The organism is Blastococcus sp. SYSU DS0552 (genome assembly GCF_054050815.1).
Window position 1 is genome coordinate 62,656 of record NZ_JBJHAB010000001.1, and the last position, 22,169, is coordinate 84,824.

General features: G+C 76.6%; 23 protein-coding genes and 1 riboswitch. Of the genes, 13 read left to right on the forward strand and 10 right to left on the reverse strand.

Going from position 1 to position 22,169, the window contains the following annotated elements; all coding sequences use genetic code 11:
- Positions 1-5: 5 nt before the first annotated feature.
- A riboswitch (cobalamin riboswitch) is annotated at positions 6-132 on the reverse strand.
- Between the two features lie 127 nt (positions 133-259).
- The 6 genes from ACI8AG_RS00350 to cobM all read left to right on the forward strand — a co-directional run bounded on the left by ACI8AG_RS00350 (position 260) and on the right by cobM (position 4,881).
- Complete coding sequence (locus ACI8AG_RS00350) at positions 260-904, forward strand: TetR/AcrR family transcriptional regulator (RefSeq protein ID WP_456595449.1); 645 nt, start codon at positions 260-262, stop codon at positions 902-904.
- Between the two features lie 16 nt (positions 905-920).
- Positions 921-1,682 carry a maleylpyruvate isomerase family mycothiol-dependent enzyme gene (locus ACI8AG_RS00355; protein WP_456595450.1) on the forward strand — a complete coding sequence of 254 codons (762 nt, stop codon included), beginning with the start codon at positions 921-923 and terminating at the stop codon, positions 1,680-1,682.
- A 106-nt stretch (positions 1,683-1,788) separates the two neighbouring features.
- Entirely contained in the window at positions 1,789-2,385 is a 597-nt protein-coding gene (locus ACI8AG_RS00360) for a TetR/AcrR family transcriptional regulator (protein ID WP_456595451.1), read from the forward strand.
- Positions 2,378-2,815, forward strand: coding sequence for a hypothetical protein (locus tag ACI8AG_RS00365; RefSeq protein WP_456589699.1), 438 nt, complete (start codon positions 2,378-2,380; stop codon positions 2,813-2,815). Before ACI8AG_RS00360 ends, ACI8AG_RS00365 begins: the two co-directional genes overlap by 8 nt.
- A 96-nt stretch (positions 2,816-2,911) precedes the next feature.
- Entirely contained in the window at positions 2,912-4,144 is a 1,233-nt protein-coding gene (gene cbiE / locus ACI8AG_RS00370; protein ID WP_456595452.1) for a precorrin-6y C5,15-methyltransferase (decarboxylating) subunit CbiE, read from the forward strand.
- Complete coding sequence (gene cobM / locus ACI8AG_RS00375) at positions 4,141-4,881, forward strand: precorrin-4 C(11)-methyltransferase (protein ID WP_456595453.1); 741 nt, start codon at positions 4,141-4,143, stop codon at positions 4,879-4,881. Before cbiE ends, cobM begins: the two co-directional genes overlap by 4 nt.
- Before the next feature lie 74 nt (positions 4,882-4,955).
- Here the strand turns inward: cobM and ACI8AG_RS00380 are convergent, their stop codons facing one another.
- Positions 4,956-6,047 carry a cobalt-precorrin-5B (C(1))-methyltransferase gene (locus ACI8AG_RS00380; protein ID WP_456595454.1) on the reverse strand — a complete coding sequence of 364 codons (1,092 nt, stop codon included), beginning with the start codon at positions 6,045-6,047 and terminating at the stop codon, positions 4,956-4,958.
- 26 nt (positions 6,048-6,073) lie between these two features.
- Between ACI8AG_RS00380 and ACI8AG_RS00385 the strand changes: the two genes are divergently transcribed.
- The gene (locus ACI8AG_RS00385; RefSeq protein WP_456595455.1) at positions 6,074-6,811 is read left to right on the forward strand and encodes a cobalt-precorrin-6A reductase; all 738 of its coding nucleotides are present in this window, start codon (positions 6,074-6,076) and stop codon (positions 6,809-6,811) included.
- 22 nt (positions 6,812-6,833) lie between these two features.
- On the opposite strand, the gene ACI8AG_RS00390 is transcribed toward ACI8AG_RS00385, so the two are convergent.
- The 4 genes from ACI8AG_RS00390 to ACI8AG_RS00405 all read right to left on the reverse strand — a co-directional run bounded on the left by ACI8AG_RS00390 (position 6,834) and on the right by ACI8AG_RS00405 (position 11,595).
- Entirely contained in the window at positions 6,834-8,060 is a 1,227-nt protein-coding gene (locus ACI8AG_RS00390; protein ID WP_456595456.1) for an MFS transporter, read from the reverse strand.
- A 49-nt stretch (positions 8,061-8,109) separates the two neighbouring features.
- On the reverse strand, positions 8,110-9,606 hold the full coding sequence (locus ACI8AG_RS00395; RefSeq protein WP_456595457.1) for a precorrin-2 C(20)-methyltransferase: 1,497 nt from the start codon (positions 9,604-9,606) through the stop codon (positions 8,110-8,112).
- On the reverse strand, positions 9,603-10,223 hold the full coding sequence (locus tag ACI8AG_RS00400) for a precorrin-8X methylmutase (RefSeq protein WP_456595458.1): 621 nt from the start codon (positions 10,221-10,223) through the stop codon (positions 9,603-9,605). The genes ACI8AG_RS00395 and ACI8AG_RS00400 overlap by 4 nt, the downstream gene beginning before the upstream one ends.
- A gap of 142 nt (positions 10,224-10,365) precedes the next feature.
- Positions 10,366-11,595 carry a DUF222 domain-containing protein gene (locus tag ACI8AG_RS00405; RefSeq protein ID WP_456595721.1) on the reverse strand — a complete coding sequence of 410 codons (1,230 nt, stop codon included), beginning with the start codon at positions 11,593-11,595 and terminating at the stop codon, positions 10,366-10,368.
- A 418-nt stretch (positions 11,596-12,013) separates the two neighbouring features.
- Here ACI8AG_RS00405 and ACI8AG_RS00410 point away from each other — a divergent pair, with 418 nt between their 5' ends.
- Positions 12,014-12,178: a hypothetical protein gene (locus ACI8AG_RS00410; RefSeq protein WP_456595459.1), complete on the forward strand. Its 165-nt coding sequence runs from the start codon at positions 12,014-12,016 to the stop codon at positions 12,176-12,178.
- 73 nt (positions 12,179-12,251) lie between these two features.
- Here ACI8AG_RS00410 and cobG read toward each other — a convergent pair whose 3' ends face one another.
- The 5 genes from cobG to ACI8AG_RS00435 all read right to left on the reverse strand — a co-directional run bounded on the left by cobG (position 12,252) and on the right by ACI8AG_RS00435 (position 16,607).
- Entirely contained in the window at positions 12,252-13,442 is a 1,191-nt protein-coding gene (gene cobG, locus ACI8AG_RS00415) for a precorrin-3B synthase (RefSeq protein ID WP_456595460.1), read from the reverse strand.
- 45 nt (positions 13,443-13,487) lie between these two features.
- Complete coding sequence (locus ACI8AG_RS00420; RefSeq protein ID WP_456595461.1) at positions 13,488-14,918, reverse strand: reverse transcriptase family protein; 1,431 nt, start codon at positions 14,916-14,918, stop codon at positions 13,488-13,490.
- A 147-nt stretch (positions 14,919-15,065) separates the two neighbouring features.
- A complete protein-coding gene (locus ACI8AG_RS00425) occupies positions 15,066-15,635 on the reverse strand; it encodes a hypothetical protein (protein WP_456595462.1) in 570 nt (189 codons plus the stop codon).
- 31 nt (positions 15,636-15,666) lie between these two features.
- Entirely contained in the window at positions 15,667-15,843 is a 177-nt protein-coding gene (locus tag ACI8AG_RS00430; RefSeq protein ID WP_456595463.1) for a hypothetical protein, read from the reverse strand.
- A gap of 329 nt (positions 15,844-16,172) precedes the next feature.
- Positions 16,173-16,607 (reverse strand): hypothetical protein, encoded by a 435-nt coding sequence (locus tag ACI8AG_RS00435; RefSeq protein WP_456595464.1) that lies wholly within the window; start codon positions 16,605-16,607, stop codon positions 16,173-16,175.
- A 546-nt stretch (positions 16,608-17,153) separates the two neighbouring features.
- Between ACI8AG_RS00435 and ACI8AG_RS00440 the strand changes: the two genes are divergently transcribed.
- From ACI8AG_RS00440 to ACI8AG_RS00460, 5 genes are read left to right on the forward strand one after another with little or no spacing between them, the layout of a single operon-like run.
- Positions 17,154-18,767 (forward strand): ABC transporter substrate-binding protein, encoded by a 1,614-nt coding sequence (locus ACI8AG_RS00440; RefSeq protein ID WP_456595465.1) that lies wholly within the window; start codon positions 17,154-17,156, stop codon positions 18,765-18,767.
- Positions 18,749-19,882, forward strand: coding sequence for an ABC transporter permease (locus tag ACI8AG_RS00445; RefSeq protein WP_456595466.1), 1,134 nt, complete (start codon positions 18,749-18,751; stop codon positions 19,880-19,882). Before ACI8AG_RS00440 ends, ACI8AG_RS00445 begins: the two co-directional genes overlap by 19 nt.
- Positions 19,879-20,739: an ABC transporter permease gene (locus ACI8AG_RS00450; protein ID WP_456595467.1), complete on the forward strand. Its 861-nt coding sequence runs from the start codon at positions 19,879-19,881 to the stop codon at positions 20,737-20,739. Before ACI8AG_RS00445 ends, ACI8AG_RS00450 begins: the two co-directional genes overlap by 4 nt.
- A complete protein-coding gene (locus ACI8AG_RS00455; RefSeq protein ID WP_456595468.1) occupies positions 20,736-21,536 on the forward strand; it encodes an ATP-binding cassette domain-containing protein in 801 nt (266 codons plus the stop codon). Before ACI8AG_RS00450 ends, ACI8AG_RS00455 begins: the two co-directional genes overlap by 4 nt.
- Positions 21,536-22,159: an ABC transporter ATP-binding protein gene (locus tag ACI8AG_RS00460; RefSeq protein WP_456595469.1), complete on the forward strand. Its 624-nt coding sequence runs from the start codon at positions 21,536-21,538 to the stop codon at positions 22,157-22,159. Before ACI8AG_RS00455 ends, ACI8AG_RS00460 begins: the two co-directional genes overlap by 1 nt.
- Positions 22,160-22,169: the final 10 nt, after the last annotated feature.

Below are 22,169 nucleotides of genomic sequence, written 5' to 3' on the forward strand. Positions count from 1 at the left end.
GCTGGAGTCTCCTGGCTCCCGGCTCGACGCCCGTCCCCGACCTTCCCGCTCCCGGGGGAGCAGTGGCCGAGCGTGGGGACGGGCTCCCCGGTCACAGTGGCGGGACCGCGCCGGATTCTCACCGGGCTTCCTCCGCTGCCGTCGCGTGTGGCTGCGTCATCAGACCACGAGCTGCCCGGCCGGCGACAGACCCCCCGCCCCGCGACAGGGACCTAAAACCTCGTTGACTTCCTAACGCCGTTAGGAAAACTATGCGCGTGTGACCGGGGCGGCACCGCCGGACCGCCGACAGCGGCGGCGGCAGGAGACGATCGAGGAGGTCGTCGACGTCGCCGTCGAGGTGATGACCGAGCACGGTGTCGCCGGGCTGACCCTCGGTGAGGTGGCCCGTCGCATGGGCATCCGCTCGCCCTCCCTCTACGGGTACTTCGACGGCAAGCACGCGCTGTACGACGCCCTCTTCGAACGCGGCTGGCGTGCGCTCGCCGACGTGCTGCGGCAGGCGGGCGCGACGCGGGCGGACGCCGACCCGCTCGCCGCCCTGCGCACCGGAACCACCGCCCTGGTGCGCTGGGCCGTCGAGCACCCCGCCCACTCCGCGCTCATGTTCTGGCGGCCGGTGCCCGGCTTCACGCCCTCGCCGCGGGCGTACGAGCCGGCCGTCGCGCTGGACGCGGAGTCCCGTGCGCTGCTGGCCCGGCTGCGGGACGCCGGGCACCTGGCGCCGGACGTCGACCTCGACCGCGCCTACCGCGCCTGGACGGCGCTGGTCGGCGGGGTCATCTCCCAGCAGCTGTCCAACGCGCCCGGGGAGCCGTTCGAGACCGGCGCCTTCACCACCGTCCTGCCCGACGTCATGGACATGTGGCTCGGCCACCATCAGAGGAACCCATCCACCCGCTGATCCGAGGAGGTCCGTCGTGACCGCTCCCTCTCCTGCCCCTGCCCGTCCCCGCCCGCGGTCCGACGCCCTGGACCGGGACACCGCCTACCGCCTCGCCGACACGGAGTACGAGCGCATCGTCGCCCTCCTCCGGCAGCTGGACGCCGACGACTGGAGCCGGCCCACCGACTGCCCGGGCTGGGACGTGCGGGCCATGGCCGCGCACGTGCTCGGGATGGCGGAGATGGCCGCCTCGGTGCGGGAGATGGCCCGTCAGCAGCGGCTCGCCGGCAAGGCCGGGGGCGGCATCGACGCGCTGACCGACGTGCAGGTGCGGGAGCACGCCGACCTCGACGGCCCGGCAGTCGTCGCCGCGCTCGAGGTCACGGCGCCGCGCGCGCTGCGGGGGCGGCGCCGGCTGTCCCGGGTGGCGGGGCGGGTCAAGCTGCCCGAGGAGCAGGTCAACGGCACGGTCCGCGAGTTCTGGCGGATCGGCTTCCTGCTCGACGTCGTCCTGACCCGCGACGTCTGGATGCACCGGGTCGACATCAGCCGCGCCACCGGGCGCGAGCCCCAGCTGACCCTCGAGCACGACGGGGTGCTGGTCGCCGACGTCGTCGCCGAGTGGGCCGAGCGGCACGGCCGGCCGTACCGGCTCACCCTCACCGGCCCGGCGGGCGGGCAGTGGTCGGCGGGGACGGACGGCGAGCAGCTGGAGCTCGACGCCGTCGAGTTCTGCCGGGTCCTCTCGGGCCGGGGCAGCGCAGCCGGCCTGCTGGGCCAGCAGGTGCCCTTCTGATCCCGCCCCTGCCGGTCGACGGGGCGACAGGGCCCCGGCCGCATCGCCGAGCGGCGCCGTCCACCGGTGCTTGCCACTGGCAAGTTGTCAGTGGCAAGCTGCTGGTGTGCCCCGGGCAGACGGCGACCTCCGCGCGGTGCTGCTGCGCTCCGCGGCCGAGGTGGCGGCCCGCTCCGGCGTCGCCGAGGTCTCGATCCGGGCGCTCGCCCGATCGGCGGGCGTGTCCCACGCCGCGCACCGGCACCACTTCGCCTCACGGACCGGCCTGCTGACGGCGCTGGCCGCCGAGGGCCACCGGATGCTCGCCAGCGCCCTCGAGGACGCGGCCGCCTCCGACTTCCGCGAGGTCGGCGTGGCCTACGTGCGCTTCGCCCGCGACCACCCCGGTCACTTCGCGGTGATGTTCGCCCCCGACGTCCTCGACCCGGACGACGGCGAGCTCTCCGCTGCCCGGGCCCGGACCTTCGCGGTGCTCCAGCGCGGGGTCGACGCGCTGACCGTCGACGGCCGGGTCGACGACGCGCGGGCCGCGGTCGTGGCCGCGTGGTCCCTGGTCCACGGGTTCGCCGGGCTGGCGGCGACCGGGAACCTCGCCGGAGCCGGTCTCGCCACCGACGGCGGTGGTGAGGCGCTGCTCGAGCTCGCCCGGCGTGCGGCCGGGATGCTGTTCGGTTCACCGGGAAGGAAGACCGGCCATGGATGACCCCCTGCTCGGCGTCCACGTCCTCGCGGGGACCGCCGGGCTGCTCCTCGGGCCCGTGTGGCTCGCGGCCCGTCGCGCGGGTGCTCGGGGCGTTGCCGCGGCGGCCGGCTACCAGGTCGCCGTCGTGGTCGCGGCCGTCACCGGCGGGGTGCTCGCGGCGACGTCGCCGGGTCTGCTCTGGCTGCTGCCGGTCGCCGTGCTCACGGAGGTGCTCGCCGTGGCGGGCGCGCTCGCCCGCCGGCGGGCGTGGCACCACTGGGCCACGCTCCAGCCGCACCTGCTCGGCGGCTCCTACATCGCCCTCGTGACCGCCCTCCTGGTCGCCGAGACGGCCAATCCGGTGTTCTGGGTGCTGCCTGCCGTCGTCGGGCAGGTGCCCATCGCGGTCGCCAAGCGCCGGCTGCACGCCGGCGGCCTCGCGCCCGCCTGATCCGCTGCGGCACGCGACCCCGACCGCGGCCCGGCCGGCGCAGCCCGGCGCCCGTGCGCCGGCCGCGGTCGGGAGGGCTGCCTAGGATCGGCGCCCGTGCCAGCCCCCGAGGTCCCCGCCGAGCGCCCGATCGTGGTCGTGGGCATCGGCGCGGACGGTTGGGACGGGTTGTCGACGACCGCCCGGCGGGCCATCGAGACGGCCGAGGTGCTGCGTGGCAGCGCCCGCCAGCTGGCCCTGGTGCCGCCGTCGGTGGCCGCGGAGCGGGTGCCTTGGCCCTCGCCGATGGGGCCGGCGATCCGCGCCCTGCCCACGGCGCACCCCGGCCGGCGGGTAGTCGTGCTGGCCAGCGGCGACCCGATGTTCTCCGGGATCGGCACCTCGCTGGCGCGGGTCCTCGGGGCCGACGCGGTCGACGTCGTCCCGCACCCGTCGTCGGTGACGCTGGCGTGCGCGCGGCTGGGCTGGGCGGTGGAGGAGACGACGGTGGTGACGGTCGTCGGCCGGCCGGTGGAGCTGCTGGCCCCGCACGTGACGCCGGGCCGGCGGCTGCTGGTGCTCGGGTCCGACACGTCGTCCCCGGCGGCGGTCGCGGACCGTCTCGTGGCCTGGGGGTACGGCGCCAGCCGGCTCACCGCGCTGGCCCAGCTGGGCGGGCCGGGCGAGCGGCGGTTCACCGGCACCGCCGCGGGGTGGCCGCACGCCGAGACCGACCCGCTGGTGGTGACCGCCGTCGAGGTCGTCGCCGACCCGGGCACCGTGCCGCTGCCCACCGTTCCGGGCCTGCCCGACGACGCCTACGAGCACGACGGCCAGCTGACCAAGCGCGACGCGCGGGCGGTGACCCTGGCCCGGCTGGCCCCGCTGCCGGGCCAGCTGCTCTGGGACGTCGGGGCCGGTGCCGGCTCGATCGGCATCGAGTGGATGCGGACGCACCCGTCCTGCCGCGCGGTCGCGGTCGAGTCCCGCGCGGAGCGGGCCGAGCGGATCGCGCGCAACGCCGGGCGGCTCGGCGTCCCCGACCTGTGGGTGGTGCGGGGGAGCGCCCCCGAGGCGCTGGCGGGCCTGCCCACCCCCGACGCCGTCTTCGTCGGCGGCGGCGCGACGGTCCCCGGCGTGCTGGACGCCTGCTGGGCCGCGCTGCCGCCGGGTGGCCGGCTGGTGGTCAACGCCGTCACGCTGGAGAGCGAGGCGGTGCTGGCCGACCGGTACGCGCGGCACGGTGGCGAGCTGGTGCGCCTCGCCGTCGCCACCGCCGCACCCGTGGGCGGCTTCACCGGCTGGAAGGCGGCCATGCCCGTGACGATCTGGTCGGGAGTCAAGCCATGACGGTGCACTTCATCGGCGCGGGGCCCGGCGCCGCCGACCTGGTCACGGTCCGGGCCGCCCGGCTCATCGCCACGGCGCCGGTGTGCCTGTACGCCGGGGCGCTGGTGCCCCGCGAGTTGCTGGACACCGCGCCGCCGGGCGCCCGGCTGGTCGACACCGCGAACCTCGACCTCGACCAGATCACCGCCGAGCTGGTCGCGGCCCACGAGGCCGGGCTCGACGTCGCCCGGCTGCACAGCGGCGACCCGTCGGTCTACAGCGCGATGGCCGAGCAGATGCGGCGCCTCGACGCGGCCGGCGTGCCCTACGACGTCGTCCCGGGCGTGCCCGCCTTCGCCGCGGCGGCCGCCTCGCTCAAGCGGGAGCTGACCGTCCCCGGCGTCGGGCAGACGGTGATCCTCACCCGCACGTCTGCCCGGTCCACGCCGATGCCGGCGGGGGAGGACCTGGCCACCCTCGGCGCCTCACGCGCCACGCTGGTGCTGCACCTCGCGGTGCAGCGGATCGCCGAGCTGGTGCCCGAGCTCGTCCCCTCCTACGGCGCGGACTGCCCGGTCGCCGTCGTCGCCCGGGCCAGCCGGGACGACGAGCTGGTCCTGCGCGGGACCCTGGCCGACATCGCGGCGCAGGTCGCCGACGCCGGGGTGAAGCGGACGGCGGTGGTGATCGTCGGCTCGGTGCTGACCGCCGGGGAGTTCCCCGACAGCCACCTCTACTCGACGAGCCGATGCCGATGAAGGACCCTGCTGCCCCCCACCGCTCGCGAGCTCGCGGCGGGCCCCTGCAGCAGGGCCGTCCAACCGGACGAGGCTTAGCTCCGGCCGACCACGGTGCCCGCGCGGTCGATGACGATCACGTCGACCGCCACGGGGGCGCCGCGCAGCACGCCGAGCGCGGTCTCCCGCGCCGCGGCGGCCACCAGATCGCCCAGCGGGAGGCCGGCCGCCCGGCACTGCTGCAGCGCGTCCAGCGCGGTGTTGGCGCCCCGCACCCCGTCGACCAGCTCCGGGGGTCCGCCCGCAGCGCGCACCCGGCCGGCCAGCGACTCGAAGGACACCTGCGAGCGGCCGGAGTGCAGGTCGAGGTGCCCGTCGGCGAGCTTGGCGAGCTTGCCGATGCCGCCGGCGATCGTGAGCCGGCCGATCGGGTGGCGGCGCAGGTACTTGAGCACGGCCCCGGCGAAGTCGCCCATGTCCAGCAGCGCGTCCTCGGGCAGCCCGTACGTCTCGACGGCCACCCGCTCGCTGGTGCTGCCGGTGCAGGCCGCCACGTGCGCGTACCCGGCGGCGCGGGCCACGTCGATGCCCCGGCGGATCGAGTCGATCCACGCCGAGCAGGAGTACGGGACGACGACGCCCGTGGTGCCCAGGATCGACAGCCCGCCCAGGATGCCCAGCCGGGGGTTCCAGGTCCGGCGGGCGAGCTCCGCGCCGTGCTCGACCGACACCTCGACGACGACGTCCCCGGAGCCGCCGTGGCGGGCGGCGACCGCGGCCACGTGCGCGGCGATGAACTGCCGGGGCATCGGGTTGATCGCCGGCTCGCCGACCGCCAGCGGCAGCCCGGGTTTGGTCACCGTGCCCACGCCCTCGCCGGCGCGGAAGGTGACCCCGCTGCCGGGCGCCCCGTGGGTCACCCGCGCGGAGACGAGCGCGCCGTGGGTGACGTCGGGGTCGTCACCGGCGTCCTTGACCACGCCGGCGGTGGCGGCGCCGTCCTCGAGCCGCTCGATGGCCAGCGCGAACGACGGGTGCCGGTCGTGCGGCAGGTCGATGGTGACCGGGTCGGGGAACTCGCCGGTGAGCAGCGCGGTGTAGGCGGCGGTGGCCGCCGCGGTCGCGCAGGCGCCCGTGGTCCAGCCCGAGCGCAGGCCCGTGCCGTCCGTCCGGTCCGCCGTCGTCACGTGATCAGCATGCACGGCGGCGCGGCGTGACCGGCCGGGTGCTGGTCCTGGGCGGGACCGGGGAGGCGCGACGGCTGGCCGGAGCGCTGGTGGATGACGGGGTCGACGTCGTCAGCTCCCTGGCCGGGCGCGTCGCCGAGCCCCTGCTGCCGGCGGGTGCGGTGCGGATCGGCGGGTTCGGCGGTGCGGCGGGGCTGGTGGCCTGGTTGCGGGAAGCCCCGACGGCGGCCGTCGTGGACGCCACGCACCCGTTCGCCGCCGGGATGACGACGGCGGCGGCGGAGGCGGCATCGGTCACCGGGATTCCGTTGCTGCGACTGCAACGACCGGGCTGGGCCGCCGGGCCGGGGGACGAGTGGCACTGGGTCGGGTCACTGCAACGAGCGGCGGCAGCGGTGACCGGGTACGACTCGGTGTTCCTCACGACCGGGCGGCAGGGGCTCGCCGCGTTCGCCGACGTCCCGGGGCACTGCCTGGTGCGGTCGGTGGACCCCCCGTCGCCGCCGCTGCCCCGGCGCAGCACGGTGGTGCTCGCCCGCGGGCCGTTCACCGTCGCGCACGAGATCGCGCTGATGCGGGCGCACGCCGTGGAGGTCGTCGTCACCAAGGACAGCGGGGGCGGGATGACGGCCGCCAAGCTGACCGCCGCTCGCGAGCTGGGGGTGCCGGTCGTGCTGGTGCGCCGCCCGCCGCTGCCGCCGGGGGTCGCGGTGGCCGACACCGTGGAAGCGGCCCGGGAGTGGGTTCGGTCGCGCACGACCTGATCCGACGTACCGCCGACCCGGCTCAGGCAGGCAGCGACTCCGCGGCGTCCGGCGCCCGGTCGGCGCCGCTCGCCCGGCGGCGCAGCCGCACACCGGCGACCGCGGCCAGCGCCAGGACGACCAGGACGGCGGCGTAGACCTCGGTGACCGGTGCCAGGCCGAACGCCCCGGCGGCGGCCCCGGCGGCCACGGCCGGGACGCTGAAGCTCAGGTAGCCGACGACGAAGACGCTCGACAGGAGCCCGGCGCGCTCGGCCGGTGCCACGCCGGCGCTGGCCGTGGCGACCGCGCCGAGGAAGGCCAGGCCGAAGCCGAGGCCGGAGACGACGGCGGAGCCGAAGAGCACGACGACCTGCCCGGTCAGCAGGGCGGCGATCGTGCCGGTCACCCCGACGGCGAACACGGAGGCGCCCGCGACCATGGCGCGCTCCGGTGCGAGGTCGCGGCCCAGGACGGCGCCGAGCGCCGCGGTGCCCTGCATGGCCAGCACCAGCAGGCTGCCGACCAGGTGGTCCTCGATGCCGAAGACCGAGGCGACCAGCGAGGGACCGAGGGAGAGGTACAGGCCGCCGAGCGCCCACGCGGCGACGATGGCCGGGAGCGCGGTGAGGAACGCCGGGCGCTGGGGTGCGGGCACGCGCACCGTCGGCCGCAGCGAGCGCAGCGCTCCCGGTGCGCGGGGGGAGGTCTCGGGCAGCAGCGGCACCAGCGCGGCGGCGAGGAGCAACACCCCGGTCAGGACGGCGAAGACCCAGCGCGTGGGCGAGGCGACGTACTCCACGACCAGGCCGGCGCCCACGGCCCCCAGCGACAGCCCGATGCCGGGCCCGGCGCTGTTGACCAGCGGGCCCAGCGGGCGGGCCGGGCGCTGGGTGTCGAGCAGCAGGGCGCCGAGGGTTCCGGTGAGCGCGCCCATGGACAGGCCCTGCAGCACCCGGGCGGTGAGCAGCCAGCCGACGCTGTCGGCGGACAGGAAGACGGCCATGGAGACCGCCTGCAGCAGCAGCCCGCCGGCCACCACCGGTCGGCGGCCCACGTGGTCGGAGAGGCCACCCACCACGAGGAGGGCGGCCAGCAGGGCGAGGGCGTAGATGCCGAAGACCGTCGTGAGCATGCCGGGCCCGAAGCCGAACTGCTCCTGGTAGACGCGGTACAGCGGCGTGGGCACCCCCGAGGCCGCGAGGACGAGCAGCAGCAGGCCGGCGGTGGTCCAGAACGCGGGGGCTCTGCTGAGCGTCGGAGGTGCCACGACGGTGGGAAAGGGCAACGATCGCGCGGGCATTCCCCGCCCCGGCGTGTCAGCCCGGGTAGCGGCGGGAGGTGTAGACCGCGCCGGAGGGGGTGACGCGGGTCTGCGAGGAGCCGACCAGCACCAGGCAGCGCATGTCCACGGTCGCGGGGTCCAGCGCGCCCAGGGTGGTGACCCGGAGGCTCTCCTGCGGCCCGCCGACGTCCCGCCCCACGACCACCACGGTCTCCGGCGGGCGCACCTCCAGCAGCACCCGCAGCGCCTCGCCGAGCTGGTGCGGGCGGTGCTTCGAGCGCGGGTTGTAGAGGGCGATGACCAGGTCGGCGGCGGCGGCGTGGCGCAGCCGGTCGGTGATCACCTCCCAGGGCTTGAGGACGTCGGAGAGCGACAGCACGCAGAAGTCGTGCCCCAGCGGGGCCCCCACCCGGGAGGCGACCGCCTGGGCGGCGGTGAGGCCGGGGACGACCCGCACCGGGACGTCGGCGAACTCGGGGCGCTCGGCCACCTCGAGCACGGCGGCGGCCATGGCGAAGACGCCCGGGTCTCCGCTGGAGACCACCGCGACCCGCCGCCCCTCCCGGGCCAGCGTCAGCGCGTGCGCGGCGCGGTCGGCCTCGACGCGGTTGTCGCTGGGGTGCCGGGTCTGGCGCGGGTTGGCCGCGACCCGGTCGAGGTAGGGGCCGTAGCCGACGAGGTCGTCGGCGGCGGCGAGCGCCTCGGCGGCCTCCGGGGTCGTCCAGCTCCGCGCGCCGGGACCGAGCCCGACGACGACGACCTCTCCGTGCGTGGCCGCCTCGCCGGAGGGCTGGGCCGGCTCCGTGACCTGCGGCGTGAGCGGGCTGGGCAGCAGGGCGAGGGAGAAGTACGGGACGCTCGCCGGGTCGACCTCGGCCAGCGGCAGGCACCGCTGCCGGTCGGTGGTGGCCCGCTCGACGTAGAGCGCCCGGTCGAGCACGCCGGCCCGTTCGAACGCCTCCCGCACCTGCGGGAAGGTGCGGCCGAGCTTCATCACCGCAGCGGAGTCGGTGCCGGCCAGCCGGGCGGCGAGCTCGTCGGCCGGCAGCGTGCCGGGGAGCACCGTGAGCACCTCGTCCCGCTCGACCAAGGGGCGGCCGACCGCGGCGGCCGCGCCGCTCACGCTGGTCACCCCCGGGACGACCTCGGTCGGGTAGCGGTGCGCCAGCCGCTTGTGCATGTGCATGTAGGAGCCGTAGAAGAGCGGGTCGCCCTCGGCGAGGACGACGACGTCGCGGCCGGCGTCCAGGTGGGCTGCCAGCCGTGCGGCGGCGGCCTCGTAGAACGCGTCGATCGCGCCCTGGTAACCGCCGGGGTGGTCGGTGGTCTCGGTGGTGACCGGGTAGACCAGCAGCTCCTCGATCTGCCCCTCGCGCAGGTAGGGCTCGGCCAGGCCGCGCGCCACCGACCGGCCGTGCCGCGCGGCGTGGAAGGCGACGACGTCGGCGGCGCCGATCAGCCGGGCGGCCTTGACGGTCACCAGCTCCGGGTCGCCGGGGCCCAGGCCGACGCCGTACAACCGGCCGGTCATTCGACGTCGCTCGCGATCGCGTTGACCGCGGCCGCGGTGATGGCGCTGCCGCCGCGGCGGCCGCGTACGACGAGGAACTTGAGGTCAGCGGCGGCGAGGGCGTCCTTGGACTCGGCGGCGCCGATGAACCCGACAGGGATGCCGAGCACGGCGGCGGGGCGCGGGGCGCCGGCGGCGACCATCTCGAGCAGGTGGAACAGCGCGGTGGGGGCGTTGCCGATCGCGACGACCGCGCCGTCGAGCCGGTCGCGCCACAGCTCCAGCGCCGCGGCGGTGCGGGTGGTGCCCAGCTCGGCGGCGAGCCCGGGGGTCCGCGGGTCGTTCAGGGTGCAGATGACGTCGTTGTCCTTCGGCAGCCGCCGCCGGGTGATGCCGCTGGCGACCATCTGCGCGTCGCAGAGCACCGGTGCGCCGGCGTTCAGCGCCTCGCGGGCGCGCTGCACGACGTCGGGGGAGTGGGCGATGTCGTCGACGAGGTCCACCTGCCCGCAGGCGTGGATCATCCGCACCGCCACCTGGGCGACGTCGGCGGGCAGGTTCGCGAGGTTCGCCTCGGCGCGGATGGTGGCGAACGAGCGCCGGTAGATCTCGGCGCCGTCCTTCTCGTAGTCGTACATCGGGCAGGAGGCTACGTCCCGCGCTCGGGCCACCTGCTCCGGGGAACGGCGGGCGGTCCCAGCCCACCGCTGTGCTGCGTGCTCGAGCAGGCCGACGAACCCCTCCCAGGACCCGGGGAGGGGTTCGTCGTGCGTCGGTGGCTCAGCCGGTGCGCGAGTGTTCGGGTTGGCCGGTGATGCGGGGGAAGATCAGGATCTCGGTGCCGTCGGGCCGGTAGGTGTGCCATCGGCCGGCGGTATCTCGTTCGATGCGGAATCCGTGGTGGACCTTGGTGTGGTGGCGTTCGCACAACAGCCCGGAGTTCTCCAGCGAGGTCTCTCCGCCGTCGGCCCAGTGCACGAGGTGGTGGACGTCGCACCAGTGGGCGGGGGCGTCGCAGCCGGCGAACACGCATCCCCGGTCGCGGTACTCGACCGCGCGGCGCAGGGCCGGCGGGACGACCCGGTGCAGGCGGCCCAGGTCCAGGAGCTCGCCGTCGGGGCCGATGACGATGCGGGAGACGTTGCCGTCACAGGCCAGCCAGCGGGCGCGGGCGGCGGAGATGGTGGCGCCGAGCCCGGTGGTGGCCGCGCCCGGTCCGGTGGCGGGGTCGACCAGGTCGGTGAGGTCGATCCGGACGATGACGTGCGGCTTCACGGTGCGCAGGACCGGCAGGGCGCCGGAGGCGAGCTGGTTGTCGGCCAGCTGGACCAGGGCGTCGGCGGACTGCTGGGCGCGGGTGCGGCTGTCCCCGGCGGGGCGGGAGGCCTGCACGATCGACTCGACCGCGGCCTGGAACTTCTCCCCGCCGACGGCGTCGAGCTCGCCGCGGAACCCGACGCGGCCATCGGCGTGGGTGACGAACACCAGTGACCGGCCCTCGGTGGGATCGGGCTCGGGGCCGTCGGGGTCGAGCCGGGCCAGGTAGTGGTCCACGACCTGGCGGAGTTCGGCGTGCGGGCGACTCGCGGCGACCTCGGCCAGGGTTGCGTCGACCCCGGCGAGGTCCACGTCGTGCGCCTGCGCGGCGGCCACGTTCACCGGTGCGGCGACCGGGGCGATCACCGCGACCGCTTCCGCCGTGATCGCACCCGCGGCGAACGCGGCTCGCACCGCCGGTAGCTCGGGCAGCGCCCGCCCGGAGCGCACCACCCGGGACGCCGCGGCCGACGACAGCCGGGCATGTCCGCGCAGCCAGGAGGCCATCGTCCGCTGCCCGTCGTGCTCGGCGGCGGAGGTGACCTCGCACTCCCGCACGGTGCGGGTGACTTCCGCGGCCAGCCGGTTCTGCGCCACCAGCAGCGGCCGCAGCCGGTCGAGCAGCTGCGGGCCGAACCGGCCGGCCAGGTCCTCGGCCGCCAGGTCGTCCAGCGCGGCCGTCAACCGGTCCAGCGCATCACCCGCAGCGGTCGAACGCATTTACGAATCCTAGCCGGGCGGGCCGGCCTCGGCAACCGAAGGTGCAGGTCAGAAGCCTGTCCACAGATTTCAGCACAGCGTGGACAGCGGTCGGTCGTGGTGCTCGGCAGTTCACTGCGGCGGGTGCCCGCTCTCGCATGGCCCGACCCGCCACGTGCGTCCTCCGGCCCGGCTCCGGGCTAGCGTCGCGCCGTGCCCGACTTCCCCGCTCCGGAGCCGCCCGCCCAGCAGGTGGCCTTGCGCGCGACCGTCGAGTCAGTGCTGCGTGACCACGAGGGCACCGTGTCGTACCGGCACCACGACCGCTTCTGGCAGTCCGGGAACCGGCGGGAGGCCGTCTACGGCTCGGGGCACGACGATCGAGCCCAGGACGGCAGGCGAGCCGATCGAGGTGTGGTTCGACGGGCTCGACGAGGACATCGCGGTCGACCAGGTCCGCGGCCGCCGGTGGCGACGCCGGCTGGTCCGGCACGAGTGGCGGGACCTCACCGACCTCGATGACGTCTTGGCCGACGTCGTCCGCGTGCTCCGCGCATTGCTGAGCGACTACCGGTAACAGGGCGCACGCCCCAGCCCCGGGTTCAGCATCGTGGGCTGCCGTCCGTCACCTCTGCCGGAGCGAGCCGGCCTCAGCCGGGGTGACCGCTGCCCTCGACCCGGTAGCCGGTGCCGGTCGCGACCACGTCCACCACTGCGCCGCCGGGCCGGCCGCAGCGCCGCTCGCACCCGGCCCAGTGCTGCCGCGCCCCGTCCGCCGGGAGGGATCCGGTGATCACGGCAGCGGTCGCGTCCGACCGCACGTCGGCCAGGGACTTCGCGCACCCGGGCAGCCCCGCGCAAGCGGTCACGCGCGTCCACGGGCTCGTGGGGTCGAGCACCAGCCCGGCGTCGGCCAGCGACCTGGCCGCCGACCCGTCGGCCAGATCGGGCACGACGACCCCGCGCCACGGCGTCAGCTGCACCTCCGTCGCGAGGTCGGCCAGCAGCGCGAGGTGCGCGGCGGTCAGCCGGCCCAGGGGGACCACCGCGGCGAGGGCCGTGCGGCCGTCGTCCTGCCGCACCGCACCGATCGGGCGCACCCGCGGCTCGGCCGGCACCTCGACGCGCTCCCCGGTCGATGCGTCCACCCGCGCCGCCACCCGCGCCGCCACCCGCGCCGGCCCCTCGGCGAGCTCGGCCAGCCGCCAGGCCGTCCCGCCCTGGGCGGCGCGCTCGTCGAGGAATGCCCGGGTGGCCGCCAGCGCGAGGTCGACGGCGTCGGCCGGGGCGGCGCGCAGGCCGGAGTCGGCGCCGGCGAGGGTCAGCGCGACGGCGTCGGGGGCGAGCGCGAACAGGCCGACGTCCCCGCCGAGCGCGGCGACGTCACCCCGGCCGTCGTCGAACGTGGCGAGGAACCGTCCCGGCAGCGCGGCGAGCGACCGGTCGGCGCACAGCCCGGCGTCGAAGTCGCGCACCCAGGGCCGGGCGTCGAGCAGGCCCCCGGTCCGCCCGCTCAACACGCTGCCCAGCAGGTTGCGGGCCATCTCGTGGCTGTCGCTGGGCAGCAGCCCGGCCGCCGCCAGCCGGCCGCCGAGCTCGGCCGCGGACCCGGGGCGCAGGCCCCGCAGCTGCACGTTGCCGCGGCTGGTGAGCTCCAGCGCGCCGTCCCCGAGCTCGACGGCGGCCGCGCCGAGGACGCGCAGCTGGTCGGCCACCAGCATTCCACCGGGGACCCGCACCCGCGCCAGCTCGCCGTCGGCGGCGGAGTGGGTCTGCAGCGCGCCGGGGCAGGCGTCGGCCCGGTCCCGGAGGGGAGGCGTGGGCAGCCCGGCTGATGACATGGCGCCCGCGAGGCTACGTCCCGGGCCGGCCCGGGCCGTCGGCGGTCAGCTCCAGTCGATGCGCTCGGCCAGCGCGCGCAGCCGCGCCCCGGACGCCGGGTCGACCGACGCGGCCCAGGCCACCCGGCCCAGGACGTGGTCCCGGAAGGCGGCGGGGTCGCGGCCGCGGAGCTGGGTGGTCCAGCCGCGGGTGGCGCAGTTGTGCAGCAGGGCGCGCAGCGCGTCCCGCTCGCGGCGGGGCAGCGCCGGGCGCTCGTTGACCACGACGCCGAGCACTGCCTGCCGGCGGGCCGAGCCGATCGCGCGTGTCTTGACGGCGTTCACCCGGAAGCCCTCCTCCCGGGCGATCTCACCCACCAGCTGGGCCAGCCGGCCGCGCCCCACCCGGGTGCCGCCGCTGAAGGTCAGGTCGTCGACGTAGCGGGTGTAGGTCGCGCCGAAGGTCGCCGCGAGCGCGGCGAGCCGGCGGTCCAGCCGGTAGCAGACCAGGTTCGCCAGGGCCGGGGACGTGGGCGCACCCGGCGGAAGATGCGGCACGGCGAGCCGCGTCCCCAGCCGCCGGTGCCGCTCCCGGGCCACGGGGTCCTCCGGCGGCGGGATGCGCCGCCACACCGCGGCGGGCACCACGGTGGTGACCAGGCCGGTCACCGCGTGCGCGACCGGCTCGGGGAGGCCGGCCTGGCCCAGCAGCAGCCCGTGGACCCGGGGTGCGGGGACGCTCGCGAAGAAGTGCTCCAGGTCCATCCGCAGGACGACGGCGGCGCCGGCGTGCGGGGCGGCCGCCGTCCGCACCGACCGGCCGGGCACGCAGCCGTGCGCGGCACCGTGCACCGGGACCGGGTCGAGCACGTGCCGCAGGAGCCGCCGCTGGATCTCCTTCAGCCGGGGCTTCGGTGCGGCGAGCAGCCGGACGCCGGTGGGCCGGTCCACCGCCCGCCAGCGGTAGTGGCGCAGGGGCTCGGGCGCCGTGCGCTCGAGGGTGCGGGCGTCGGCGAACCAGGCCAGCTCGCCCTGGTCGAGGTCGAGCAGCCGGGCCAGGGCGCTCAGGTCGGGCAGCTCCACCGTGGGCAGCCGGGGTCGGACGACGGCGGTCGGCACCGGCTCCCAGTGCACCACCCGGGGCGGCGGCCCGGACGCGGTGCCACGGGCCCAGCCCCCCGTCGTGCGGAGGAAGGCCGCCAGTTCCCGCGGTCGGTCGGCCGGCGGGTGCCAGTAGGCGTCGAGCACCTCGCCGACCAGGGCGCCCACCCAGCGCGGTGCCCGCGGGTACCCGAGCGCGACGGCGACCCGGCGCACCATCTCCCGCCGCCGCCAGGCGCCCGCCAGCAGCGCGGTGGCGACGCCGCTGGCGGTGACCTCGGCGCGTCGGTTCGCCGTCACCGGCCGGGCCGCCGGGAGGGACGGCGGGGAGGGCAGCCGCTCCGTGACGGAGGCGCCGGGACGTGCGCGGAGCGCGCCGTCCGGCGGGTGACGCATCGCCCTGCTCTGCTGCGAGACCCCGGGGTTGCCCCGGAGGGACCGGCTCCTCGCCGGTCGTCCTGCGCTCCCCGCCGCACCCGGCCACGGTAGGGGGCCGATCCGGCCCTGACCAGTCCGGACGGCGCATCCGCGCTGGTCGGGCGATCAGGAGGGGTCGCGGTACGCCTCGGGGAGGCGGCGGCGCCGCAGGTCCACCCGACGGGCGGCGAGCAGCCGGCCGTCGGCGGCGAGCGCCTCCGCGACCGGTGGCGGGCCGTCCCAGACCACCACCAGGTGCCCGTGCCGCGGCACCCGGATCTCCCGTGGACCGACGACGACCCGGTCGACCTCCGCGCTCGCCCGGAGCACCGCGTAGGTGATGTACCGGGCACCCCAGGGCAGCAGCCGCCCGGCGTTCCGGAGCGACGAGCCACCGCCGCGCCAGAGGAGGTGACCGCCCAGGGCCGCGGCGGCGGGGCGGTCGGCCAGGTCGTCGTCGAACCCGCCGCCCCCGCCGCCCCCGAGCAGCGCCCACTGGGCGCCGCGCCGCACGAGCACCCAGGTCTCCTGCACCGCGCAGCCGACGCTGCGGCGGGCGAAGAGGGTGCAGGCGGCGTCCCCGTCGACGTCGACGGCCAGCGGGGCGAACCGCCGTCGCCGGCTGATCCGCGGCGGGGAGTCCGGCACACCGCGCTCGATGAGCGCGATGCTCTCCGCCAGCGGGTCGTAGGCCACCGCGGCAGGCTAGGGCGGCCGACCGGGCGCGTCAGCCCGATATGCCTGCCGCACCGCTCAACGCCTCGAGGGTCTCCCGGTGCAGGAAGGCCAGCCGCGCGCGCTTCTGCGGCAGGTCCACCTCCGGCCCCAGCTCGAACCCTGTCCGGCGGACGCGCTCCAGGGCCAGCTCGTTGCCGGCGTCCGGCTCCACGACGACGCGGCGCACGGCCGTCGGCCGGGCGGTGCAGGGGCGCGAGCAGCGGCAGGCCGGCGATGCGCCGGACCAGCGCCGCACGCCACCCGTCCGACCGCGAACTACCGGTCCGCGCCGCCGTGGGCACGAGGTCCTGCGGGTGGACCGCGACCGCGCCGCGCCCGGGGCTGCGCTGCGCGACGCGGTGACCGCCGCCTGGGCGGCGGGCCCATCGGCGTCCGCGGGGGCCGACCCGTCGCGGGACTGGTTCTGGGTCCCTGCGAGGCGGCCGCGACCCGGGCGCTGGCCACGCACCTGCGCCGGCATCTCGGCGTGGCCAGGGACCGGGACTCCGCGGTCGGCTACTGGTCGGCCACCTGAGGCATCGCCCCGCCAGTGGGCTCGTCGAAGGAGAGCCAGATCCGGCGGCGCTCCGCCCGGCTGTGCGCCGCTGACATGGCGGCCACGCGGCGCTGCTGGTCGAGGGTGGCGGTGTGCTGCACCACCGCCACCTCGGCGTCCCGCATCGCCCGCTCGGCGGCGAACTCCGCCGGGGTGGAGGGGTGGTCGGCGGCCGGGTCATCGCCGCCGGCATCGCTGCCGGGGCGGGCGTAGGGGCTGTCGGGCGGCAGGTTCCCGCTGACCCGCCCGTAGGCTCCCAGGAGCAGCAGGACCAGTCCGGCGACGACCGAGAAGACGACGTTGGCGAAGCGGAACGCGAGCACGTTCAACCCGGTCTGCAGCACGGCCAGATTGGCCAGCGCCGAGACCAGGAACAGCACGCCGACGACGATCATGACCGTCGACGCGATGTGCGGCCCCGCGGAGGGCCGCCGCGACGAGCACGGCGGCGGTGACCACCGAGATCGTCGACAGCAGGCCGTTGGACGACAGCCCCAGGATCCGCTCGCCGTCGGTCGAGAAGAACTCCAGCCCGTCGGCGAAGCCGAGGATGCCGAAAACCGCGATCACCGCGGCGACGAGCAGTGCGCCGATCCGGTGCACGGCGAGGACCCGGTCGCCGCCCGGGCTGCGGCCACCCGCGGGCGGCGCGGAGGGCGCCCGGCGGGTCCGGGACGCCGGCGGCGTCGGGGTGCCGGCTGCCGGTGGGGCGGCCGCGCCGGACGTCGGTGGGGCCCCGGCGGGGGGGCCGGTGCGGCGGAGGTGGGGACGCAGTGCCATGACGACTCCCTCGGTGGTCCGTTCGACACCCCTGCTTCCGCCGGGCGGTCCCATCCGGATGCGCCGGGCGGCACCGGTACCGACACCGACGAGTCTGTTGCAAAGACTTTGCAATAGAGTCGGAGGCCCAGGGTCGGAGCAGGTCGAGCACGGGAGCGGGCATGGGCGGGGAGTGGCCGGCGGGGCGCGTCGCCGCGATGGGTGCGGTGGCCCTGGTCGCGCTGAGCGGCTGCGGCGGCGGGGGAGCGGCCGCACCGGCCGCCGACGCCGCGCCGACCGAGCTGCGTCTGGCCATCGGCGGTGAGCCGGACGACGGCTTCGACCCGACCCTCGGCTGGGGCCGGTACGGCTCGCCACTGTTCCAGTCCACGCTGCTGAGCCGGAACGCCGACCTCGACCTGGTCCCGGACCTCGCCACCGAGTGGTCGGTGAGCGAGGACGGTCTGGTCTGGACCGTCGACATCCGCACCGACGCGCGCTTCACCGACGGCGAGCCGGTGACCGCCGACGACGTCGCCTACACGTTCACCACCGCGAGCCGGAGCGGCGGCCTCACCGACGTCACCGCGCTGGCCGAGGCGGTCGCCGTCGACGAGGACACGGTGGAGCTCCGCCTGGAGCGACCGCAGAGCACCTTCGTCAACCGGCTCGTCTCGCTGGGCATCGTGCCCGAGCACGCGCACGGCCCGGACTACGCGCGCGACCCGGTGGGCTCGGGGCCGTTCAGCTTCGTGCAGTGGGACGAGGGCCAGCAGCTCATCGTGGACCGCAACGAGGACTACTACGGCGAGCAGCCGGAGTTCGAGCGGATCGTCTTCCAGTTCACCGGCGAGGACACCTCGCTGGCGGCCGCGACGGCCGGCCAGGTCGACATGGCGGCGGTCCCGTCCGCGCTGGCGACGACCCAGGTACCGGGCATGCGGCTGGTCGCCGTCCCGTCGGTCGACAACCGCGGGATCATGTTCCCGTACGTGCCGGACGAGGGCCGCACCACCGACGACGGGCAGCCGATCGGCAACGACGTGACCTCCGACCGGGCGATCCGCCAGGCCGTCAACCACGCAGTGGACCGGGCGGCGCTCGTCGACGGCGTCCTGGAGGGCTTCGGCTCCCCGGCGACGGGACCGGTCGACGGCCTGCCCTGGGCGGAGCCGGCGGCGGCGATCGAGGACGCCGACCCGGAGCGGGCCGGGCAGCTGCTGGACGAGGCCGGCTGGGTGGACTCCGACGGCGACGGCGTGCGCGAGCGGGACGGCGTCCCGGCCGCGTTCACACTGCTCTACCCCGCGGGCGACTCGCTGCGGCAGGCGCTCGCGCTGTCGGTCGCGGACATGCTCGCGCCCGTGGGCATCGAGGTCACCGCGGACGGCGCCAGCTGGGACGTCATCGACCAGCGGCTGCACGCCGACGCCGTCCTGTTCGGCTGGGGGAGCCACGACCCCACCGAGATGTACAACCTCTACTCCTCGCGCCAGGCCGGGGTCGAGTACTGGAACCCGGGCTTCTACGCCAACCCGGCGGTCGACGAGCAGCTCGAGGCGGCGATGACCGCGCCCGACCAGGAGAGCGCCATCCCGCACTGGCGGGCCGCCCAGTACGACGGCGAGGGCACCGGCTTCGGGCCGTCGGGGGACGCCGCCTGGGCGTGGCTGGTCAACCTCGACCACACCTACTTCGTCGACGAGTGCCTCGACCTCGGCTCGACGCAGGTCGAACCGCACGGGCACGGCTGGCCGATCACCGCGGGCATCGCCGGGTGGCAGTGGAGCTGCTGAGCCGCGCTCGACCGGTGCTGCGGTGGGTGGGCGGCCGGCTGGTGCGGCTCGTGCTCCTCCTCGCGGCGGTCGCGGTCGCCTCGTTCACGCTGATGGTCCACTCACCGGTCGACCCGGTGAACGCCTACGTCGGCGGGGACGTGGCCGCGATCGGCCCGGAGCAGCGGGCGCAGATCGCCGAGCGGTGGGGGCTGGACGAGCCGGCGCCCGAGCGGTTCGCCGCCTGGCTCGGGCAGGTCGTGCAGGGCGACCTCGGCCGCTCGCTGACGTTCGGCCAGCCCGTGGCCGACGTCATCGGTGAGCGCTTCCTCGCCAGCCTCGCGCTCATGGCCACCGCCTGGCTGCTGTCGGGGCTGGTCGGGTTCGCGCTCGGCGTGCTCGCCGGGGCGCGGCGGGGACGCTTCGCCGACCGGGCGATCTGCTGGTGGGCCTACACCCTGGCCTCCGCGCCGACCTTCTGGGTCGGGCTCCTCCTGCTCTACGTCTTCTCCGTCCAGCTGGGGTGGACGCCGGTGTGCTGCGCCGTCCCGGTCGGGACGCTCGCCGAGGACGTGACCCTGCTGGACCGGCTGCACCACCTCGCGCTGCCGGCGCTGACGCTGTCGGTCGTGGGCATCGCCCCGGTCGTCCTGCACACCCGGCACGCGGTCGTCGAGGCGCTGGCCAGCGACTACGTCGCCTTCGCCCGCGCTCAGGGGGAGTCCACGCGCGGCGTCGTCGTCCACCGGGTGCTGCGCAACGCCGCGGCGCCGGCCGTGCTGCTGCAGTTCAGCTCGCTGGGCGAGCTCTTCGGCGGCGCCGTGCTGGCCGAGCAGGTGTTCGCCTATCCCGGCCTCGGCGCGGCGACGACGGCCGCCGCGCTGGGGCAGGACGTGCCTCTGCTGCTGGGCATCGTGCTGTTCACCACCGTGTTCGTCTTCGTCGGCAACCAGCTCGGTGACCTCGTCCACGCGCGGCTGGACCCGCGGGTCTCGGCGGACCTCGCCGGCGCCCGCCGGGCGCGGCGCGGCCTGCGCGGCCCGGTGCTCGCGCCCCGCTCCCCGTCGCCCGACGAGCTGCCCGATCGGGCGGCGTCGCCGGTCGCTCCGTCCCCGGCCGGCCAGGGGGTGCGATGAGCGCCGTCGCCGCCGAGCCGGCCGTCCGGCCGGGGTTCCTCGGTGACCGCCGCCGCCGCACCCTTGCCTGGACCGGCCTGTCCCTGGTGGTGGTGCTCGCCGTCCTCGTCGCCGGGGGGCTGGCGGCCGACGACGCCGTCACGACCCAGCTGGGCGACCGCAACCTGGCGCCGTCGGCCGAGCACCCCTTCGGCACCGACCCGCTGGGCCGGGACGTGCTCGCCCGTGTCCTGGCCGGGCTCCGGCTCAGCCTGCTCGTCGGAACGGGTGCGGCGCTGATCTCCGCCGGGATCGCGCTGGTGCTGGCCTGCGCCGCCGCGGTCTTCGGCGGCGTCGTCGACCGGGTCGTGAGCTGGCTGGTCGACCTGTTCCTCGCCCTGCCGCACCTGGTGCTGCTGATCCTGCTCGCGTTCGCGCTCGGCGGCGGCACGCGGGCCACGGTGCTCGCCGTGGCCCTGACCCACTGGCCGACGCTGACCCGGGTGCTGCGCGGCCGGGCGCGCGAGGTCGTCTACTCCGACTACGTCGCCGTCTCCCGGCAGCTCGGCCGCGGTCGCGGCTGGATCGCCCGGCACCACCTGGCCGGCCACCTGACCGGCCACTTCGTCGTCGGCACGGTCCTGCTCTTCCCGCACGCGATCCTGCACGAGGCGGCCCTGTCGTTCCTCGGGCTCGGCGTCGACCCCGGTGAGCCCTCGATCGGGGTGCTGCTGGCCGAGGCGATGCGCTACCTGAGCGCGGGGACGTGGTGGCTCGCGGTCCTGCCGGGGCTGTGCCTGCTGGCCGTGGTCAAGCTCGTCGACACGATCGGGGAGAACGGCCGCGCCCTGCTCGACCCGCGGAGCGCCCACCTGTGAGCGCGCTGCTGGAGGTCCGCGGCCTCGAGGTGGACTTCGTCCAGTACGAGCGGGGGCTGCGTCGCCGGACGGTGACCGCGCTGGCCGGCATGGACCTCGTGGCCCCGGCCGGAGAGGTGGTCGCCCTCGTCGGCGCCAGCGGGGCCGGCAAGAGCCTGCTCGCGCACGCCGTCCTGGGCCTGCTGCCGCCCAACGCCGTCGAACGGGGGACGATCGCCTTCGACGGCACCGTGCGTGCGCCGGAGGACCGGCGCCGGCTGGCCGGTCGTGAGGCCACGCTGCTGCCGCAGTCGGCGGCCTTCCTCGACCCCACCAGCCCCGTCGGCCGCCAGGTCCGGCGGTCGGCGCGGCTGGCCGGGCACCCCGATCCGCGCCGCGCCGCGGCGGAGGCGCTGGAGCGGCGCGGCCTCGGCGCGGAGGTGCTCCGCCGGTACCCGCACGAACTCTCCGGCGGCATGGCCCGCCGGGTGCTGGTCGCGATGGCGACGATGAGCCGGCCCCGGCTGCTGCTCGCCGACGAGCCGACCACCGGGCTGCCCACCGCGACCGTCCGGTCGACGCTGGCCGAGCTCCGCGGGCTGGCCGACGACGGCTGCGCCGTCGTGCTCATCACCCACGAGCTCGAGGCCGCGGTCGAGGTCGCCGACCGGGTGGTGATCTGCCGCGAGGGGCGCACCGTGGACGAGGCCCGCCCCGCCGACTTCACCGGGACCGGGGAGCGGCTGGCCCACCCCTACACGCGGGCGATGTGGCAGGCGCTGCCGGCGCACGGCTTCCGCGTGCCGGCGGAGGCGTGATGCTGCGCGCCGAGGACGTCTGGTTCCGCTACGGCCGCGACCGCCCGTGGGTGCTCGCCGGGGCGGACCTCGCGATCGAGGCCGGCGAGGTGGTCGGGCTGTGCGGTCCGAGCGGCGGGGGCAAGAGCACCCTGGGGCGGGTGCTGGCCGGTTTCGCGCGGCCGCACCGCGGCCGGGTCACCCTCGACGGCCGGGAGCCACGGTCCGGTCGGGCACCGCACCCGGTCCAGCTCGTCTTCCAGCACCCGGAGCGGGCGATGGACCCGCGCTGGACGGTCCGGCAGGTGCTCGCCGCGACCGGCGCGCCGGCCGACGAGCCGGCGGCGCTGGACCCGCGGCTGGTCGAGCCCGGCTGGCTGGACCGCCGCCCGCACGAGATCAGCGGCGGCCAGCTCCAGCGCGTGGCCCTCGCCCGGGCACTGCTCGCCCGGCCGCGCCACCTGGTGGCCGACGAGATCACCGCCAGCCTCGACCCGGTCACCCAGGCGGCGATCTGGCGGCTGCTGCTCGAGCACTGCCGGTCGGCCGGCATCGGCGTCCTCGCGATCTCGCACGACCGCCCGCTGGTGGACGCGGTGGCCGACCGCGTCGTCGACTGGGACGGGGTCGGGACCGACGGCTGAGACGGTCGCG